General features: G+C 65.9%; 20 protein-coding genes. 7 read left to right on the top strand and 13 right to left on the bottom strand.

Features of this window, described 5'->3' with window-relative positions:
• Nucleotides 1–193 precede the first annotated feature (193 nt).
• The 4 genes from BXU08_RS08690 to BXU08_RS08675 are packed head-to-tail and all read right to left on the bottom strand — an operon-like array spanning nt 194 to nt 3,181.
• Nucleotides 194–628, bottom strand: a complete 435-nt coding sequence (locus BXU08_RS08690; RefSeq protein WP_077509700.1) for a nuclear transport factor 2 family protein — start codon at nt 626–628, stop codon at nt 194–196.
• A gap of 13 nt (nt 629–641) precedes the next feature.
• Complete coding sequence (locus tag BXU08_RS08685) at nt 642–1,016, bottom strand: VOC family protein (protein ID WP_077509699.1); 375 nt, start codon at nt 1,014–1,016, stop codon at nt 642–644.
• A 12-nt stretch (nt 1,017–1,028) separates the two neighbouring features.
• On the bottom strand, nt 1,029–2,159 hold the full coding sequence (locus BXU08_RS08680) for a mechanosensitive ion channel family protein (RefSeq protein ID WP_077509698.1): 1,131 nt from the start codon (nt 2,157–2,159) through the stop codon (nt 1,029–1,031).
• Between the two features lie 8 nt (nt 2,160–2,167).
• Complete coding sequence (locus BXU08_RS08675) at nt 2,168–3,181, bottom strand: DNA topoisomerase IB (protein WP_077509697.1); 1,014 nt, start codon at nt 3,179–3,181, stop codon at nt 2,168–2,170.
• Nucleotides 3,182–3,293: 112 nt separating this feature from the next.
• Here BXU08_RS08675 and BXU08_RS08670 point away from each other — a divergent pair, with 112 nt between their 5' ends.
• Nucleotides 3,294–3,848: a type 1 glutamine amidotransferase domain-containing protein gene (locus BXU08_RS08670; protein WP_077509696.1), complete on the top strand. Its 555-nt coding sequence runs from the start codon at nt 3,294–3,296 to the stop codon at nt 3,846–3,848.
• Here the strand turns inward: BXU08_RS08670 and BXU08_RS08665 are convergent.
• From BXU08_RS08665 to BXU08_RS08655, 4 genes are all read right to left on the bottom strand, one after another.
• Nucleotides 3,796–4,893: an acyltransferase gene (locus tag BXU08_RS08665; RefSeq protein WP_077512187.1), complete on the bottom strand. Its 1,098-nt coding sequence runs from the start codon at nt 4,891–4,893 to the stop codon at nt 3,796–3,798. The genes BXU08_RS08670 and BXU08_RS08665 overlap by 53 nt on opposite strands.
• Nucleotides 4,890–6,242 carry a putative O-glycosylation ligase, exosortase A system-associated gene (locus BXU08_RS08660; protein ID WP_077509695.1) on the bottom strand — a complete coding sequence of 451 codons (1,353 nt, stop codon included), beginning with the start codon at nt 6,240–6,242 and terminating at the stop codon, nt 4,890–4,892. Before BXU08_RS08660 ends, BXU08_RS08665 begins: the two co-directional genes overlap by 4 nt.
• Nucleotides 6,235–6,387 carry a hypothetical protein gene (locus BXU08_RS20020; protein WP_171982467.1) on the bottom strand — a complete coding sequence of 51 codons (153 nt, stop codon included), beginning with the start codon at nt 6,385–6,387 and terminating at the stop codon, nt 6,235–6,237. Before BXU08_RS20020 ends, BXU08_RS08660 begins: the two co-directional genes overlap by 8 nt.
• Nucleotides 6,388–6,764: 377 nt before the next feature.
• Nucleotides 6,765–7,217, bottom strand: coding sequence for a DUF5063 domain-containing protein (locus BXU08_RS08655; protein WP_150125474.1), 453 nt, complete (start codon nt 7,215–7,217; stop codon nt 6,765–6,767).
• A 287-nt stretch (nt 7,218–7,504) separates the two neighbouring features.
• Here BXU08_RS08655 and BXU08_RS08650 point away from each other — a divergent pair, with 287 nt between their 5' ends.
• Nucleotides 7,505–8,746 (top strand): TIGR04063 family PEP-CTERM/XrtA system glycosyltransferase, encoded by a 1,242-nt coding sequence (locus tag BXU08_RS08650; RefSeq protein ID WP_077512185.1) that lies wholly within the window; start codon nt 7,505–7,507, stop codon nt 8,744–8,746.
• The gene (locus tag BXU08_RS08645; protein ID WP_077509693.1) at nt 8,743–9,651 is read left to right on the top strand and encodes a hypothetical protein; all 909 of its coding nucleotides are present in this window, start codon (nt 8,743–8,745) and stop codon (nt 9,649–9,651) included. Before BXU08_RS08650 ends, BXU08_RS08645 begins: the two co-directional genes overlap by 4 nt.
• Here BXU08_RS08645 and BXU08_RS08640 read toward each other — a convergent pair.
• The gene (locus tag BXU08_RS08640; protein WP_077509692.1) at nt 9,648–9,962 is read right to left on the bottom strand and encodes a hypothetical protein; all 315 of its coding nucleotides are present in this window, start codon (nt 9,960–9,962) and stop codon (nt 9,648–9,650) included. The two genes, BXU08_RS08645 and BXU08_RS08640, sit on opposite strands and share 4 nt — an antisense overlap.
• Nucleotides 9,959–10,141 (bottom strand): hypothetical protein, encoded by a 183-nt coding sequence (locus BXU08_RS08635; RefSeq protein WP_077509691.1) that lies wholly within the window; start codon nt 10,139–10,141, stop codon nt 9,959–9,961. Before BXU08_RS08635 ends, BXU08_RS08640 begins: the two co-directional genes overlap by 4 nt.
• A gap of 95 nt (nt 10,142–10,236) precedes the next feature.
• Here BXU08_RS08635 and BXU08_RS08630 point away from each other — a divergent pair, with 95 nt between their 5' ends.
• Nucleotides 10,237–10,860: a S24 family peptidase gene (locus tag BXU08_RS08630; RefSeq protein WP_077509690.1), complete on the top strand. Its 624-nt coding sequence runs from the start codon at nt 10,237–10,239 to the stop codon at nt 10,858–10,860.
• Here the strand turns inward: BXU08_RS08630 and BXU08_RS08625 are convergent.
• Together BXU08_RS08625 and BXU08_RS19555 are read right to left on the bottom strand one after the other, a co-directional pair.
• Entirely contained in the window at nt 10,804–11,625 is an 822-nt protein-coding gene (locus BXU08_RS08625; protein WP_077509689.1) for a hypothetical protein, read from the bottom strand. The genes BXU08_RS08630 and BXU08_RS08625 overlap by 57 nt on opposite strands.
• Before the next feature lie 6 nt (nt 11,626–11,631).
• Complete coding sequence (locus tag BXU08_RS19555; RefSeq protein ID WP_150125473.1) at nt 11,632–11,814, bottom strand: hypothetical protein; 183 nt, start codon at nt 11,812–11,814, stop codon at nt 11,632–11,634.
• 158 nt (nt 11,815–11,972) lie between these two features.
• On the opposite strand from BXU08_RS19555, the gene BXU08_RS08620 reads away from it, so the two are divergent.
• Nucleotides 11,973–12,185: a hypothetical protein gene (locus tag BXU08_RS08620; RefSeq protein ID WP_077509688.1), complete on the top strand. Its 213-nt coding sequence runs from the start codon at nt 11,973–11,975 to the stop codon at nt 12,183–12,185.
• A gap of 87 nt (nt 12,186–12,272) precedes the next feature.
• Here the strand turns inward: BXU08_RS08620 and BXU08_RS08615 are convergent, their stop codons facing one another.
• Nucleotides 12,273–12,863: a hypothetical protein gene (locus tag BXU08_RS08615; protein WP_077509687.1), complete on the bottom strand. Its 591-nt coding sequence runs from the start codon at nt 12,861–12,863 to the stop codon at nt 12,273–12,275.
• 99 nt (nt 12,864–12,962) lie between these two features.
• Between BXU08_RS08615 and BXU08_RS08610 the strand changes: the two genes are divergently transcribed.
• The gene (locus tag BXU08_RS08610) at nt 12,963–14,735 is read left to right on the top strand and encodes an SLC13 family permease (RefSeq protein WP_077509686.1); all 1,773 of its coding nucleotides are present in this window, start codon (nt 12,963–12,965) and stop codon (nt 14,733–14,735) included.
• 8 nt (nt 14,736–14,743) lie between these two features.
• Complete coding sequence (locus BXU08_RS08605) at nt 14,744–15,721, top strand: quinone oxidoreductase (RefSeq protein ID WP_077509685.1); 978 nt, start codon at nt 14,744–14,746, stop codon at nt 15,719–15,721.
• Nucleotides 15,722–15,878 lie beyond the last annotated feature (157 nt).

Here is a 15,878-nt window from a genome sequence, read left to right as displayed (position 1 = left end):
GTGGGGCTATCGCAAGCCTTGGCTGACCGGGAATTTTAAAATGTCGACTGACGTAGCGTCGCGCTAGGGCGCAATCACGCGGAGTTGGGCAGTTTCGGCAAACCCGATGTTCTAAAGCCGGTGTTCCGGGTTCAGTGCCGAGTCGCGCTCAAGGCTCAAGAACGCGCCAAACAGATCGATAGCCTGTTGCGGCTCAGCTGGGCTCGAGGTAGGTCAGAGCCTTGCCGGAGCCGTCCATCGCCATCGGGACCGAGGTGTGGATATGGGCGATCTTCCAGGCACCTTCGATCCGTTGCGCGGCAATGGTCGTGCGGAACCACAGCGACGAGGGACTCTCGCCCTTCTTGGTGCCGGTCATGCGCTGGAGGCCGTGGACAACTGCCAGGTCGCCATCCTCCAGGACGTGGAGATCGCGGTGGGTGACGCGCAGATCATCTTCCCAAGTGTCGAACCATTCGCGAACGGCGGCGGCATCGTGCAGCGCCTCGCCTAGCTGGACCAGCGGCGGGGCGAGGTCGTAGCCGATTGCGTCGGGGGCATAGTCGGCGACAATCGCGTCGGCGTCGCGGCGCGCGATCGCGTCTTCGTAGCGGGTGAAGATGTCGCTGGGGCTCTGGCTATCGGTCATCGCGTCGCTCCGATCACATGCTGTTGATGTGGAGGATATTGCCGTCGGGATCCTTGAACCACGCCGCCTTGAAGTCGCCGGCGGTGTGGATGCCGTCGGACACCTGCATGCCGAGCACGGGATATTCCTCGAAGGTTACGCCGTTCATCTTGAGCTGCGCGACCACGGCGTCGAAGTCGGCACCGGCGCTCCAGACCGCGGCATTGGCCTTGTTGGTGCCGGCTGCGTCCGAGACATAGACGGCCAGCGTCGTTGCGCCAGTGCGGAAGGTGAGGACCTGATCGTCCTCGGACGCCAGCGCTAGGCGGAGCGTGTTGGCGTAGAATGCCCGGGCCCGGGCGAGATCCTTCACCGCGACGATCGCGGACGAACTGACATCGGAAAACATCGGCTATTCTCCTTATTCTTCCCCGCCGCCGTCGCCCTCCTCGCGTACCACCTGCGCCTGGGCGGGGGCGTAGAAATGGATGCCCTGCGCGTCGAAACGCTTGAGGATCTCCATCGCTACCCGGTGCTTCTTTTCGTCGGCGACGTCACCGCTCGGCGAAGGCGAGTCGAACTCGATCTCGAAGTTCATCGAATGGGCGGCGAAATCGGACAGCCAGGCCTTGCCGAATTCGCAGCCTTCCGCCTCGACTGCTTCGCGGACGATATCGGGGACCAGCGCGGCCTTGTCGCCGGGCGTGCTGTAGGCGAGGCGGATCGTCAGCGTCACGCGGCGATATTGGCGGTTCGAATTGTTGAGCAGTTCGTAATCGAGCAGCTTCTTGTTGGCGATGATCCGCTCTTCGCCATTGGGGCCGCGGATGCGAGTGGACTTGAGGCCGATCCGTTCGACCCGGCCCTTGCTGCCGCTGAACGCAATGTTGTCGCCGATGCGGAAGGGCTTGTCGAAGATGATCGCCAGCGCGGCGAGCAGATCGGCGAAGATGCCCTGCGCGGCGAGACCGATCGCGATACCGCCGACGCCGAGACCGGCGACGAGGCCGGTGACGTTCACCCCGACATTCGACAGCACCATCACCAGCGCGATGGCAAACAGGACGACGGTCACCAGCATGCGGATGATGCCCAGCGCACTGGTCAGCCCGGCGCCGTGATAATCCTCCGAGCTTGTGCGATGCTCGATCGCGCCGAAGATGATCTCGCGCACCCAGATCGCCGCCTGGAATACCGCCGAAACCGTGAACAGGAAGCCGATCGTGGTGGTGACCATCACCGGTGGATTGGCATATCCCGCCACCAGCCGCAGCGCGACCATCAGGATGAAGAAGTTGCCCGTCTTGCTCAGCGCCCGGCCGATGATCGAATACCAGTTGGCGACGCCTGCGCCGCGCTGGCACAGCCGCAGCGCCCAGCCGCGAACCGCGTGGAGCGCCAAGATGATCGCCACCGCGGCGCCCGCGGCGATCGCGATGTTGAGCCAATGGGTCTCTATCCAGATCAGCGAATCGTGGAACAGCGTATTCGCCTGTGCCTGCAGGTCTGCGCCCGCGGGGATGAGCGGTTTATCGACAGTCGTGTTGGTCATGGGATTGGTCAGGCTGCCTTGGCTTGCGGCGCGGCGCTCTCTTCGAGGAAAGAGATCAGACCGCGCTCGTAACGCGTGAGGTAGCGGGTGGCGCGCGGCAGGCGCAACCCGGCACGGAATTCGGCTTGCGCGTCCTTGTTTTTGGCCAGCTCGATCAGCCGCGGATGGACATAGGATTTGCGCGCGATCGAAGGCGTATTGCCCAGCGCTTCGGTCACCGGTTCGAGCATCGTCTTGATGCCGAGATAGGTGGTGGCGCTGGCCAGCGCCTCGAACGCCAGCACGCTGGCGCCCCAGGTGCGGAAGTTCTTAGCAGTGAAATCGTCGGCCATCGCCTCGCGGATATAGGCGTTGACGTCGGTCGAAGTGACCGGATGCGCATCGCCGGCGTCATCGACCCAACGGAACAAATTCTGCCCGGGCAAATCCTGGCACCGCTTGACGAAACTCGACAAAGTCCGGTCGGTGATCGTCATCACGCGCAGCTTGCCCGATTTGGCGCGGAACTGGAGCTTGAGCGTCTGCCCCTTCACCTTGACGTGGCGCTTGCGCAACGTGGTGGCGCCGAAGCTCTTATTCTCCTGCGCGTAGGACTCGTTGCCGACGCGGATCGTGCCGAGATCGAGCAGGCGGACGACCGCGGCAACGGCCTTCTGCTTGCACAGTCCGCGCAGCTTGAGGTCGGCCTCGACGCGTTCGCGCAGCTTGGGCAGGCGATGCCCGAAGCCGGCACAGCGATCATATTTGGCCGCCTCCTGCGCGTCGCGGAAGCCGGTGTGGTAGCGATATTGCTTGCGATGCCTGTCGTCCCAGCCGACCGCCTGGATGTGTCCATTAGGATCGGGGCAGAACCATGCATCGACATAGGCCGGGGGCAGGCCGATCTTGTTCAGCCGGTCGATCTCGTCCCGATCGGTGATCCGCTTGCCGTCCGGGGCCCAATAGCCCCAGCCGTGGCGAACCTTGCGCCGCGTTATTCCCGGTTCGTGATCATCGACATAGACGATGGCGTCGAGCGTCATCGGGCCTCCTCGCTTGTCCCGTTGAATGCGCGGCCCATCGCTTCGTTCCGGAACCTGCGACGGGGTGAAGATGTTTGGCGGCGTAACTCCCCAGAAAAAAGAGGTACTCCCCATGGTCGCATTGTCCCAGGCGCGCGTGCTGATGCTCGCCACCGATGGCTTCGAGCAGTCGGAGCTGTTCGACCCGCGAGAGGCGCTGCTCGATGCAGGCGCGCAGGTCACGCTGGCGTCGTTGAAGCCCGATCCGATCACCGGCGAGAAAGGAGGCGAGAAGGGCGAGAGCATCACGCCCGACCTCACGGTCGATGCCGTCGATACGGCGGACTATGACGCGCTGGTGCTGCCTGGTGGCGTGGGCAATCCCGACAAGCTGCGGATGAACAAGCGCGCGGTGGAGATCGTTCGCGAATTCTTCGACGCAGACAAGGTGATCGCGGCGATCTGTCACGCGCCATGGCTGCTGATCGAAGCCGATGTGGTCGATGGCAAGCGCGCGACCAGCTGGCCTTCGCTGCGTACCGACCTGGCCAATGCAGGTGCCAGCGTCCTCGACGAGGAAGTGGTTGTCGACGGCAAGCTGATCACCAGCCGCAATCCCGGCGACATCCCCGCGTTCAACCGTGCGCTGATCCACTGCCTGGAGCTCGAAATGGCCGTGGACGCCTGAGCGACAGTCCGTTCACCCAGCGCTGCGCGGGGCGCTCTACGCCGTGGTAGAGCGCCACCGAGCTTGCCAGCACCAGCACGCAATATAGCGCGATCAGTGGCCATGCCACCGCACGGGCATCGCTGACAAAGGCTAGCTTGAAGGCAAACCACAGCAGGAAATGGCCGAGATAGGTCGCGTAGCTGACTTCGCCGAGATAATGGAGTGCGCGGCCCTCGAGCGGGTTGCCCGCCTTTCCAGAGGTGAGCGCGAGCGCGAGGAGCAGCGCGGCGAAGGCGGCCGGGACGGTGAGCGTTTCGGGTAACAGGCCCACGATCCAGATGCCGATTGCAGCAATGCCGGCCGCGGACGAGAACAGCGCCGGCGCCCGCCAGCGTTCGCGCCAGCGCAGCCATAGCGCGCAGACCGCGGTGCCGCTGGCGAATTCGAGGATGCAGCGGACCATTCCCAGCCGCGGGATATGGTCTCCTTGCGCCGCGACGCCCTGCAGCGTGAATATCATGTGGAGCAGCGTCAGCAGCGCGGTGATCGCCGCCAGGATCGCGGGGGTTGGCGCGCGTCGCCAGTCGATTGCCAGCACGAGCAGCGGAAAGAGCAGATAGGCGGCAAGCTCGCATGAGATCGACCAGGCCGGGTCGTTCCACGCGAGCGCGCCGGTGAAGCCCCAATTCTGGATCAGCAGGGCATGGAGCGGCAATTCGCCCAGCGGAAAGTGGGGCGCTTCTCGTCCAGTCGCCAGCAGGACGAGCGCAAGGGCCAGCCCGAAACCGAGCACCACCAAGTGCAGCGGCCAGATCCGGGCGATGCGGCGCTTGAGGAATTCGGGAGCCGCGCCCAACCCACCGATGCGAAGCCGCTCGCCCCAGCTCAGCCAGATGACGAAACCGGAGAGCAGGAAGAAGAAGTCGACTGCCAGATAGCCCTTGTCGATCACCGCCGCGGCCGGCGCCGGCAAGGCGGGGAGCGACAGGCGGATATGGAACAGCACGACCAGCCACGCCGCGATGCCGCGGACCGCCGTCAGCGCCCGCAGCTCGGCCTTCATGCGGTGGCGACCCGGGCCTTGCGCAGCGGCCGCCACGCGCTCTCGGCCCGCTTGCGCGCGCAATAGGTGTCGAGCCCGATCTGCGCACCGATCAGCATATAGACGAAGGGCTGGAAGGCGATCGCGATGAACACCGCGCCGAGCAGATAGATGACGTGCGCGCTCTGCAGTGCCGAGGCGAGCGGTGCGATCCATTCCTGGCCGGGCTCGGGCTTGCGATAACGGCGGCGGAGCACTTCCATGCGGAACAGCCCGGCCAGGTTGATCACCAGCCAGATCGCCAGTCCGGGCCAGCCCTGTTCGCCGAGCATCTCGAAATAGGCGCTGTGATAGGCGCGCGCCTTGTCGACCTCGAGGCTGCGGTCGATCTTGGCGGTGCTGCCGTCGGCCTGCTGGACCGCGACCTTTTCGTAGCGGATCTGGTTCTGGCGATACGCCTCGAACCCGCCGCCCATCGGATGGGTCTTCACATAGTCCATCGTCCACTTCCATACCGCGATGCGCGTCGAGGCGGAGGCGTCGGCCTGATAGGTCTTGATCGTCTCCATCCGCTCGGTGAACGCGGAAGGGAGGAAGGGAATGGCAGCCAGCCCGAGCGTGCCGAGCGCCGCCAGATAGACGAACTTGCGCTTGGTATCGCGGATCATCAGCAAGGCGAGCAGCCCGATGCAGAGCAGCCCGGTGCGGGTCGAGGTGCCCACCGGGATCAGCAGGCAGGCGAAGATCAGCGCATAGCAGAAGGTCTTCACCCGCCAGTCGGGCGCGAAGATCGTACCGTGTCGCGTGAACCACACGATCAGCGGGATGATGGCGATCGCCACGGTCGAGATGGTCGAGCCTTCGTAGAGCCCGGAATTGTTGGTCACCATCAGGTTGAGCTCGCCGTACCCGCCGCCCGAGCCGACGGTCTTGATCCCGCCGACGATGATGATCGAGGCGGCTGAGAGCACCATAAACAGCAGCAGCGATTCGATCCGCAGCCGAGTGCGCAGGGTCAGCGGCAGGAAGGCGGCGAAGGCCAGCGCCTTCCACACCCATTCCCATTTGTCCTTGGCCTCGATCGGGAAATCGGCGTGGAGCGTGGTATAGAAGCAATAGCCGAGCAGCAGCACGATCAGGAACTGGCGCGGAGCGACGCGGACGTCCTTCTTGTCATCGACTGCCAGCCAGCCCGCGACGGCCAAGCCCACGGCGATCATCGAGATCGGCACCGAATTGAGCAGCAGATAGGTCAGCCGCTGCGGCGAGACGATGTCGATATAGGCATAGGCGAGCACGAACAGGAACGGCCGGCGAAAGCCGAACGCCAGCAGCGCTGCGAGAAAGCCGACAAAGGCGAGATCACGCACCGGGCTTTCCCCAGCGGCTCTTCTTGGCCTTTGACTCCTGATCGCCCGGTCCGGGCTCGCGATCGAGGTCGGGCCGGCGCAACAGCAGGAACGCCGCGAGCAGCATCAGCCCATGCGAGAGCCCGAGCGATAGATTGTCGATCATGTCCGCCCGCGCGCTCCTTCTGGGCGCGGGTCTAGCGGGGTTGGGTTGACGCCGCGTAAACTAGGGCGGGGGGTAATGAAACGGAGGAAAGTCGCTCGCGGCTCACGGTGTAGGATTGGGCTCACGCAATTTCACGGTTTTCACGGCAAACAGGCAATTTCATTGCGTCTCGGCGTCACATTATTGCGCAATGAGCAGAGGCCATCTCGACGATGTCAAAGAACAGGACGCGGACGATGGCACAGGAAATCCTACATTCCCAGTGGCCTTACTAAAAGCGCCGGGGACGATGTGGGCTGCGAGATTACATGGCTACCGTTGGGTGGTAAGCAGCTGGCGGCTTTTCTTTCTTGATCTGAAATAGCCGCAATAGCGGATTACGGTTCGTCCTCGACCCGCAGTCGAGAATACAAGTAGCGGGCGAGGTCGCGCAGATGTTCGCCCCAATGCATCTGATACAGGAATCGGAAATACCAGTGGGCGTCGTTCGGCCCGAACTTATCGAACCGCCACAACACCTCTTTGAGGTCGTTGGCGATGTCCATGATGTCGTCGATGGCATCGCCTACGATGGCTTCGCCCGGAACCCCTTTGGGGTCGGCAGAGCCATAGTAACCGAGGTCGGGAAAGCGCGAGCCTATGTCTGCATATTTAACTCGATCTTCGTGCGTAGGACGCTCATCGCTCTCATCGGGATCGCCGGGAGGCGTGTCATGGTAACTCAGGGCAAGTTCGTCCAGCCGTCGCGCAAGCATCGCTATGGAAGGGTTTTTTTCCTTCGTGACGAGATCAACGAAGCGTTGAGCAGCAGATATGTTTGGCGGCGGCATATGCGCGACCTTACCCGGTGTTCCAAAACCTCGCGACCACGAATGTCTGGTATGGGGCGGCCCGCGTGTCTCGTCACAAGTCCACTTTTTGGGGCGTAAGCCGCCATTGTCTTCCGGGCCCGCATATCTTCGTCACCCCGGCCCGGTGCCGGGGTGACGATCCGTCGAAGTGGCAACTGCCTCCGCTATCAGGTCGGCGGAGGTGCGTGTTTGCTTCGGAAGGCTCGCTTGCGTGCGGGTGACCGCGGTTGACGCCGCGTTAAGTGTCCGCGTGGCAGAGCGGCGCAATGCGGATTCTCCACATCCTCGATCACGGACTGCCGCTGCACAGCGGCTATACTTTTCGCACCCGGGCGATCCTCAAGGCGCAGATCGCGCGCGGATGGGATGTCGCGGCGGTGACCGGGTGCCGGCACGGCAAGTTCGATGCCGATGAAGAGACGATCGACGGCATTCCATTCCACCGCACGCCGCGAGTCAATTCGGGACCGCCGGTGATCGGCGAACTGCGCGAAGTAGCGGCGTTTGCGCGGCGGATCGAGGCGGTGGCGCGCAAATGGCGGCCCGACGTGCTGCACGCCCATTCGCCGGTGCTCGATGCGATGGCGGCGCAGCGCGTGGCGGACAAGCTCGGCCTGCCGCTGGTCTATGAGATCCGCGCCTTCTGGGAAGACGCCGCGGTCGGCAACGGCACCGGGCGCGAAGGCAGCCTCAAATACCGCGCCACCCGCGCGCTTGAAACGCGCGCGGTGCGCAAGGCGGATGCCGTGGCGGTGATCTGCGAGGGATTGAAGAGCGACCTCGTCGCGCGCGGGATCGACTCGGGCAAGATCTTCGTATCGCCCAACGGCGTCGATCTGTCGCTGTTCGGCGAACCTCTGCCTTATGACGAGGGGCTGGCCGCCGAACTCGGCGTGGCCGGCGCCGAGACGATCGGGTTCATCGGCAGCTTCTACGATTATGAAGGCCTCGACGTGCTGATCGATGCGATGCCCGCGCTGGTCTCGGCGCGGCCGTCGGTGAATCTCGTGCTGGTCGGTGGCGGGCCGATGGAAGCTGCGCTGCGCGCGCAGGCCGCGGCGTCGCCGGTCGCCGAGCGGATCCGCTTCGTCGGGCGCGTGCCGCATCAGCTGGTCGAGCGTTACTATAGCGTGATCGACATCTTGGTATATCCGCGCAAGCATATGCGCCTCACCGATCTGGTGACGCCGCTCAAGCCGCTGGAGGCGATGGCGCAGCTGCGGCTGGTCGCCGCCTCGGACGTCGGCGGGCATCGCGAGCTGATCCGCGACGGCGACACCGGCACGCTGTTCGCGCCCGATGACGCCGCGGCGCTCGCCGCCTCGGTCGCCGGGCTGCTGGCAGACCGCGACCAGTGGGATGCGCGACGGGGGCGGGCGCGCGCGTTCGTCGAGGAAGAGCGCAATTGGGCTGTCAATGTCGCGCGCTATCAATCTGTTTACCAAAATCTTGCACAGTCGCTTCCCATGAAGGACTCGCGGTCGCACGCATCTCCGGTGAACGCATGAACCTGCCGCTCGCACCCGCAATCGCCGGCGCGCTCGGCGGGGCCGTGGCGCTGTGTGCGCTGGCGGTTCCGATGCCGGTGCTCGAAGCGCTGGTGATGGACAGCGGCTTGCCCGCGATCATCGCCGCCGCGGAGCCGCCGCTGGGATTCACGGCGCGCGCCGCAGTTGCGATCCTGGCCGGGGGCACAACTGCGCTGTTCGGCTGGTTCGCGCTGTCGCTGCTGCTGGGGACGCGAAGCATCTCCCTGGGTGCGGACCAAGTGCTCGACCTCGGCGCGATCGCCACGCCGATACTCCGCCGGGCCGATGCGCATCCCGATGCGCCGCCGCGCGCGCCCCTGCTGGCGACGCGCGATCTCGGCAGGCCGTTCCTCGATCCGCGTGGCGCTTTCGAGGCCGAGGCTGAAGTGGAACCCGAACTGGTCGAGGAAATCGAAGCGGAAGCGCCGGTCGCTCCGCCGGCAATTACGCCGCAGCCAATCGCTCCGGTCGAGCAGCCGCTTCCGCGCGACCTGGATCAGCCGCTCTCGGCGTTCGATCCGGCCGCCGTGCCCGACGTGCCGATGCCGGCTCCCGTGGCGCTGCCCCCGCTGCAGCGCAGCGCCAAACCGCCGGTGTTCGACGAGAGCGAGCGTTTCGAAATATTCGAACTGCGGCCGCCGGTTCGCCCCGCGGTTGCGCCAGCGCCGCGCCCGGTGTCGCGGGAAGATGCGATCACGCGTCCCGAGACCGAGGCTTCGGTCCACGCGCTGTTGGAACGGCTCGAGCGCGGCGTGGTCCGCAAGGGCATCGCCGCTGCGCCCGCGACTTCGCCGACGCCTTCGCGCTGGGTCGAGCGCCGCGCGAAGGAGCGCGGGCTCGAAGACGCACTCGTCACGCTGCGCAACATGGCGCGCCGCGCCTAACGCTCCTCGACCGTCAGCGCTTCGAGTGCGACCGTCGCGACGGCGCCGTCCCGGATCAGCCGAGTCACGGTGAGGTCCGCCACCAAATAATTGCGCAGCCGGAACTCGGCTTCGCTCAGCCCCGCCAGCCACTGGTCCAGCATCGGCCCCGCCGCGGCGGTGAGCGTCAGCGTGTGACGCGCGCCGGTGAAGGTGGCACTCGCCCAGCGCGTCCAGTCGGACGTGGCGATCGCGATCGGACAGCCGGCCGACTGGGCAGTGGCGACGAGCGCGCGTTCGAGCTGCGTCGCGGCGTCGGGTCCCCGGCTCATCGTGTGATCTCCTGTTGGGCGAGAAAGGCTTCCAGCCGCGCGGCGGTGGGCGGGCGAAGCTCACGTCCGTTGCGCAGATCATGCACCAGCCGCGGATCGCCGATCGCCAGTCGGCCGAATTTGGTGGCGGGCATTTCCGTCCGCCGCAGGAATTTCTCGATCTTGCGATGCACCGACATCGGGCCCTTCTCCTACGCGAGTCGTTCAATTATGATCCTGTTTTGTTCTTCATTTCCTACTTGTCTAGGAAAAATCCTATGAGTATGAGGCGAGGATGGAACCGGCTGCGCAACGGGCTGTGCTGGAAGCGCTGATGGCCGAGCAGGGCGTCAGCTTTGCCGAGCTGTCGCGCGTGATCGGGCGCAATGCCGCCTATCTGCAGCAATATGTCCGGCGCGGATCGCCGCGCGAGCTGGCCGAGCGCGACCGCGCGCTGCTTGCGCGGTTCTTTGGCGTGGCCGAGGCGCGGCTGGGCGGGCGCGAGGCCGAGGGGCTGGCCGAGATCGCCCGGCTGGATGTTCGTGCGTCGGCCGGGCCGGGGCGGATGGCAGACGACGAAGCGGCGCGGCGACCGGGCGCGCTGTCGCAGGCGCTGCTTCGCGAGCTGGGCGTGCGGCCGGCCGCGGCCTCGATGATCCGGGTCGAGGGCGATTCGATGGAGCCGACGCTGTCCGACGGCGACGAGATTCTCGTCGATCGCGATCGGCGCGAGGTGCGCGGCAAGGGAGGGATCTATGTGATCCGGCTGGACGGCGCGCTGATGGTCAAGCGGCTGCGCGTGGCGCTGGGCGGCGTCGAGATCGTCAGCGACAATCCGGACTGGCCGGTGAAGGTCCGTGCGTTACGCGATGTCGAAGTGATCGGCCGCGTCGCCTGGTTGGGACGCGCGCTGCTGTGATCGGCCGGGCGCGCGGCCCCAGCCGTGCCAGCTCGGCGCAGCGCGCAAGGTAACATGGAGCGCCGCGCCGACGATCGCCGCGATCAGTCCCACGACCAGGCTGTCGAACGCCATCAGGCTCCAGACCAGCACATCCGGTTGGCCGAGCGCGAGCAGGTGGTTGGCCTTGTGCAGCAGCTGGCCGGGCGCCATCGCCGCGGCGAACAGCACTAGCAGCAGAAACGCAGTGGGCAGCTGCGTGGTGAGCAGGCGCGCAAGCGATGTCGACCGGTCTTCGGTCAGCTCGGCGATCGCCCAGGCCGCCAGCCCCGCCTGGAGGATCGCTGCGACGATCGACAGCGCACCGCCCGGGAGCGGGGGAAGCATGCCGGCAAGGTGGTCGAGCGCCGCGCCGGTTAGCATCGTCGCCGCGATGGCGGCGGCAGTGCGCAGCAGCGTGCGGGGCGGGACCAGGAACGCGCGGCGCAGCGATCCGTCGAGCGCCCAGAACCTGGCGGTGAGCAGGATCGCCAGGACGAAGCCGGTCAGCTTCACATAGCCGAACCCCCAGCGCAGCGGATCGTCGGCCAGCGCCCGCGCGGCGTCGCGGCTGTCGAACATGCCGATGCCGATCTCGGCGGCATGCTGGGCGAATTCGGGGATAACGGCGATCGCGACGATGGCAGGCGCGACGCGGAGCGTCCTGCCGCCGAGCCGGTAACTGTCATAGATGCAGCGGACGAGGCCCCGGATCGCGCTCCAGATCGCCAGCGCCGCGCCGTGCATGCCCCGCTAGCCGATCCTGGCCCGGTCGATCAGCCACACGATCACCAGCAGGACCAGCCCCACGCCCAGGCCCGATACCAGGCCGATCGAGGCTTGGCCCTGGCCCGCGCCGATGACGGTGCCGGCGATCAGGCTGACGGCGAGGAGGAAGCCGCCGGCCATCGGCGTGCGGGAGGGGGGACGTGCCATGCGTGCGCCTTAGCCCGTTCGATGCGGTCGCGCCACTGCCGCAGGCGGCGCGGCAAATGGTTAGCGCGCCTTCACCTTGCTGAGCCGCGAAAGCTTTAGATTCCTGTGACAAAGGAGGCATGGCGAGTCCGCAGGGACCGCTCGTAGCCGGAGTTTGCATGGAACATCTGCCCTATCTTGCCGACACCCGCGAAGTCGCCGACGCCGCCGAGCTGATCCGCGCGTTCGGCGAAGAAGCCGGCTCGGAAGCCGCCGCCCGTGCCGACCGCAGCCGCGATCTGGGCAACCACATCCATTTCTGCCGCTGGCGCCAGATCGAGCGGCTGGTGGTGCTGATGTCGATCCCGCGCGCGGTAGGAACGGTCCACTAGGCTGAGGACCCAAGCAGGCTATCGATAATTCAGAGGCCGGGGTGACGAGGAAGAGTATGAGCCCTCAACCCGGGTCGCGCCGCGACGCTAGGGGCGTTTGATCACAAAAAGATTGGGCATCGGGAAATAGCAATTCTCCCGTTTGGTGTCCCAAACGCATATTTGTAATCGAGCCGAATCGCGCTGACCGAACATCGTCTGCATCGGAACTTCGTAGGTCAGTTCCGCATTTCCATCGGCCTTGAGCTGGCCCAGCTTGACGAATCCGCCCATGACAAACGCGTCGCAATCCGACGAGCTATAAATCTTGTTCGGATCAGACTGCATCGCGGTAAAAATATATTGCCCGCAGAACACACTGCCTCGCGTGTCCTGACCGATCTTGAAGTCGGGACTTTGCAATTCGTCGGACGATTGCCGCGGGCCATAGCCCCAGACGCCATTCTGATCGCCGTCGACCGCTACCGAAAACGACCAGCCGGCGGGGAGTTCGCTGGAAAACTGGATGGAATCCTTCCCGAAGCGGTAGCGGATTTCGATCGATCCATCGCGGACGATCGTCTGCCCGTTCGAGGGAATATAGACTATAGGTGGCCTGGTCTGTGCTTGGACCCCACTTCCCGGGACGAGGCAGGCAAGCGCGACGGCAGCCATCGATATCTTGAAAATATCATGCATGTGCTTGTGCTTGCAAAATAGTCATGCCGCCGCAAGGGGACCGGGAGCCTCGTGCCGCTTCGTCGGTTGAGGCTGTCCCTCCAGGAGCCCGGCCCACGAATGACGCTCCCCCAAATCCTGTCGGTCGCGGTGCTCACCGGCATGATGCTGCTCTTCATCTGGGGGCGGTTCCGCTATGATCTGGTCGCGGTGATGGCGCTGCTCGCGGCGCTGGCGGTGGGGATCGTCGATCCCAAACACGCCTTTGCCGGCTTTTCCGACGACATCGTCATCATCGTCGGATCGGCGCTGGTACTGTCGGGCGCGGTGCAGCGATCGGGGGTGATCGAGAGCGCGATGCTGGTGCTCCAGCGTCGCGTCCGGCGTATCCGATCGCAATTGCTGCTGCTGTGCGCCAGCGTCGGCTTCGCCTCGGCGCTGGTCAAGAATATCGGCGCGCTGGCGATGATGATGCCGGTGGCGTTTCAGATGGCGAAGCATTCCAAGGCGACGCCGGCGGTGTTCCTGATGCCGATGGCGTTCGCCTCGCTGCTCGGCGGACTGATCACGCTGATCGGCACGTCGCCCAACATCATCGTCAGCCGCGTGCGCGAGGAGATGACCGGCCAGCCGTTCGGGATGTTCGACTATGCGCCGGTCGGACTCGGGCTGACGGTCGTCGGGCTGATCTTCCTGCGCTTCGGCTATCGGCTGCTCCCGCGCGACCGCCGCGCCACGGCGACGCTGGGCGAGGCGCTCGACATACAGGACTATGTGACCGAGGCGGAGATCCCCGCGGGCTCGCCGGCGATCGACGAGACCGTCGCCGAGTTTCGCGCGCGCCACGATAATGAAGTCAGCGTCACGGCGATCCTGCGCGCCGGCATGCGCAGCACGCCCTTTCCCGATACCACGCTCAAGCCCGAGGACCTGCTGATCCTCGCCGGCGCGCCCGACAGCCTGGAGCGCGTGATCGCCGCCGACGGGCTCGAGCTCGAGGGACAGCATCGCGACAAGCCCGAGGGATCGGGCCGCGAAGTCGGCGTGCTCGAAGCAGTGGTCGGCACCGAAAGCCCGCTGATCGGGCGCACTGCCGGACGGCTGGGCCTGCACGAGCGCTTTGGCGTGAACCTTATCGCAGTGTCGCGGCAGGGCGAGCGGCTGGCGACCCGGCTCGGCGAGATCGAACTGAGCGCAGGCGACGTCATCGTGCTGCAGGGCCCGCTCGACCTGTTGTTCGAGCGGCTGGGCGAGCTCGGCTGCCTGCCGCTCGCAGAGCGCACGCTGCGGCTCGGCAGTGCGCGCAAGGGGCTGTTGCCGCTGGCGATCCTCGGCGTCGCGATGCTCGCGACCGCGACGGGCTATGTCCCGGTGGCGGTGGCGTTCTTCGCGGCGGCGGGTCTGACCGTGCTGAGCGGCGCGCTGCCGGTGCGCGAGGCCTATGACCATATCGAATGGCCGATCCTGATTATGCTCGGCGCGCTGATCCCCGTGAGCGACACGCTGCGCACCACCGGCACCACCGACCTGATCGGCGAAGGGTTGTCGCACTTCGCGGCGACTTTGCCGCCCTGGGGCGCCGTCGCGCTGATCCTCGCCGCGGCGATGGCGGTTACCCCGTTCCTCAACAATGCCGCGACGGTGCTGGTGATGGCGCCGATCGCTGCAACGTTCGCGACCGGGCTCGGCTATCGGCCCGAAGCGTTCCTGATGGCGACGGCGGTCGGCGCCGGGTGCGACTTCCTCACGCCGATCGGCCACCAGTGCAACACGCTGGTGATGGGGCCGGGCGGGTACAGGTTCGGCGATTATGCCCGGCTGGGCGCGCCGCTCTCGCTGCTGGTGCTGGTGGTGGGGACGCCGCTCATCCTATGGGTCTGGCCGGTACATTGAAGGAGGCGATGGTGGCGCGTGTGGCGAGGATCGAGCGGACGGGCGGGCCCGAGGTGATCGGCTGGACGGATGTCGAACTGCCACCCCCGGGGCCGGGCGACGTGCGGATGCGCAATGCGGCGATCGGGCTCAACTTCATCGATACCTATCATCGCTCGGGCCTCTATCCCGTGCCGTTGCCGGGCGGGCTGGGTCTCGAGGCTTCGGGCGTGGTCGAAGCGGTGGGCGAGGGCGTAACCAGCTTCGCGCCGGGCGACCGCGTTGCAACCTTCGGGCCGCCGCTCGGCGCCTATGCGACCGAGCGCAACCTGCCCGCCGCCAGCCTGTTCCCGCTCCCCGACAGCGTCGATCACGAGACCGCCGCGGCGATCCTGCTCAAGGGGCTGACCGTGGAGTTTATGGTCGAGCGCGCGGCCCGGGTCGAGCCGGGCTGGACGGTGCTCGTCCATGCCGCGGCAGGCGGCGTGGGACAGATCCTCGTTCAATGGCTGACGGCGATCGGCGCGCAGGTGATCGGCACGGTCGGCAGCGACGCCAAGGCCGAAATGGCGCGCACGGCAGGGGCGGCGCACGTGCTGCTTTCCCGCTCAGAGGACATCGGCGCCGGCGTGCGCGAGATCACCGGCGGCGTCGGTGTGCCGGTAGTGTTCGACGGCGTCGGCAAGGCGACCTGGGCGGCGTCGCTGGCTGCGGCGAAGCGGCGCGGTCTGATTGTCAGCTATGGCAATGCCAGCGGTCCGGTGGAGGGCGTCAAGCTCGGCGCGCTCAACGATCACGGCTCGCTGTTCGTCACGCGGCCCAAGCTGTTCGATTATTACCAGTCGCCCGAGGAGCGCGCGGCCGGCGCTGCACGGCTGTTCGCGATGCTCGAAAGCGGCGCAATCTCCGCGCAGATCGGGCAACGACATGCGCTGGAAGACGTCGCCGAAGCGCATCGCCAGCTCGAAGCCGGAAAGACGACCGGGTCGACGATCCTGCTTCCCTGACCCGGCTGGCGCGGGTCCGGTAAGTTCATTGCGCAAGCGTATCATAATCGGCGTGAACACGGGTAATCTACTCGCGCGGCAAGCTGTGAAAAGCCGCGTAATCATCTATAATTATCCGTAAATTTACTTAGCGCTCGCTTGTTGCAGATATTAGCCT

Source organism: Sphingomonas sp. LM7, assembly GCF_002002925.1.
Lineage (GTDB): Bacteria > Pseudomonadota > Alphaproteobacteria > Sphingomonadales > Sphingomonadaceae > Sphingomonas.
The sequence above is the reverse complement of the archived record's forward strand: the minus strand, read 5'-3'. Positions and strand labels throughout refer to the sequence as shown.

What these genes read in the sequence shown, in the direction of transcription:
- BXU08_RS08690 (WP_077509700.1), bottom strand. Translation starts at nt 628, where the DNA reads ATGACCGATAGCCAGAGCCCCAGCGACATCTTCACCCGCTACGAAGAC.
- BXU08_RS08685 (WP_077509699.1), bottom strand. Translation starts at nt 1,016, where the DNA reads ATGTTTTCCGATGTCAGTTCGTCCGCGATCGTCGCGGTGAAGGATCTC.
- BXU08_RS08680 (WP_077509698.1), bottom strand. Translation starts at nt 2,159, where the DNA reads ATGACCAACACGACTGTCGATAAACCGCTCATCCCCGCGGGCGCAGAC.
- BXU08_RS08675 (WP_077509697.1), bottom strand. Translation starts at nt 3,181, where the DNA reads ATGACGCTCGACGCCATCGTCTATGTCGATGATCACGAACCGGGAATA.
- BXU08_RS08670 (WP_077509696.1), top strand. Translation starts at nt 3,294, where the DNA reads ATGGTCGCATTGTCCCAGGCGCGCGTGCTGATGCTCGCCACCGATGGC.
- BXU08_RS08665 (WP_077512187.1), bottom strand. Translation starts at nt 4,893, where the DNA reads ATGAAGGCCGAGCTGCGGGCGCTGACGGCGGTCCGCGGCATCGCGGCG.
- BXU08_RS20020 (WP_171982467.1), bottom strand. Translation starts at nt 6,387, where the DNA reads ATGATCGACAATCTATCGCTCGGGCTCTCGCATGGGCTGATGCTGCTC.
- BXU08_RS08655 (WP_150125474.1), bottom strand. Translation starts at nt 7,217, where the DNA reads ATGCCGCCGCCAAACATATCTGCTGCTCAACGCTTCGTTGATCTCGTC.
- BXU08_RS08650 (WP_077512185.1), top strand. Translation starts at nt 7,505, where the DNA reads ATGCGGATTCTCCACATCCTCGATCACGGACTGCCGCTGCACAGCGGC.
- BXU08_RS08645 (WP_077509693.1), top strand. Translation starts at nt 8,743, where the DNA reads ATGAACCTGCCGCTCGCACCCGCAATCGCCGGCGCGCTCGGCGGGGCC.
- BXU08_RS08640 (WP_077509692.1), bottom strand. Translation starts at nt 9,962, where the DNA reads ATGAGCCGGGGACCCGACGCCGCGACGCAGCTCGAACGCGCGCTCGTC.
- BXU08_RS08635 (WP_077509691.1), bottom strand. Translation starts at nt 10,141, where the DNA reads ATGTCGGTGCATCGCAAGATCGAGAAATTCCTGCGGCGGACGGAAATG.
- BXU08_RS08630 (WP_077509690.1), top strand. Translation starts at nt 10,237, where the DNA reads ATGGAACCGGCTGCGCAACGGGCTGTGCTGGAAGCGCTGATGGCCGAG.
- BXU08_RS08625 (WP_077509689.1), bottom strand. Translation starts at nt 11,625, where the DNA reads ATGCACGGCGCGGCGCTGGCGATCTGGAGCGCGATCCGGGGCCTCGTC.
- BXU08_RS19555 (WP_150125473.1), bottom strand. Translation starts at nt 11,814, where the DNA reads ATGGCACGTCCCCCCTCCCGCACGCCGATGGCCGGCGGCTTCCTCCTC.
- BXU08_RS08620 (WP_077509688.1), top strand. Translation starts at nt 11,973, where the DNA reads ATGGAACATCTGCCCTATCTTGCCGACACCCGCGAAGTCGCCGACGCC.
- BXU08_RS08615 (WP_077509687.1), bottom strand. Translation starts at nt 12,863, where the DNA reads ATGCATGATATTTTCAAGATATCGATGGCTGCCGTCGCGCTTGCCTGC.
- BXU08_RS08610 (WP_077509686.1), top strand. Translation starts at nt 12,963, where the DNA reads ATGACGCTCCCCCAAATCCTGTCGGTCGCGGTGCTCACCGGCATGATG.
- BXU08_RS08605 (WP_077509685.1), top strand. Translation starts at nt 14,744, where the DNA reads ATGGTGGCGCGTGTGGCGAGGATCGAGCGGACGGGCGGGCCCGAGGTG.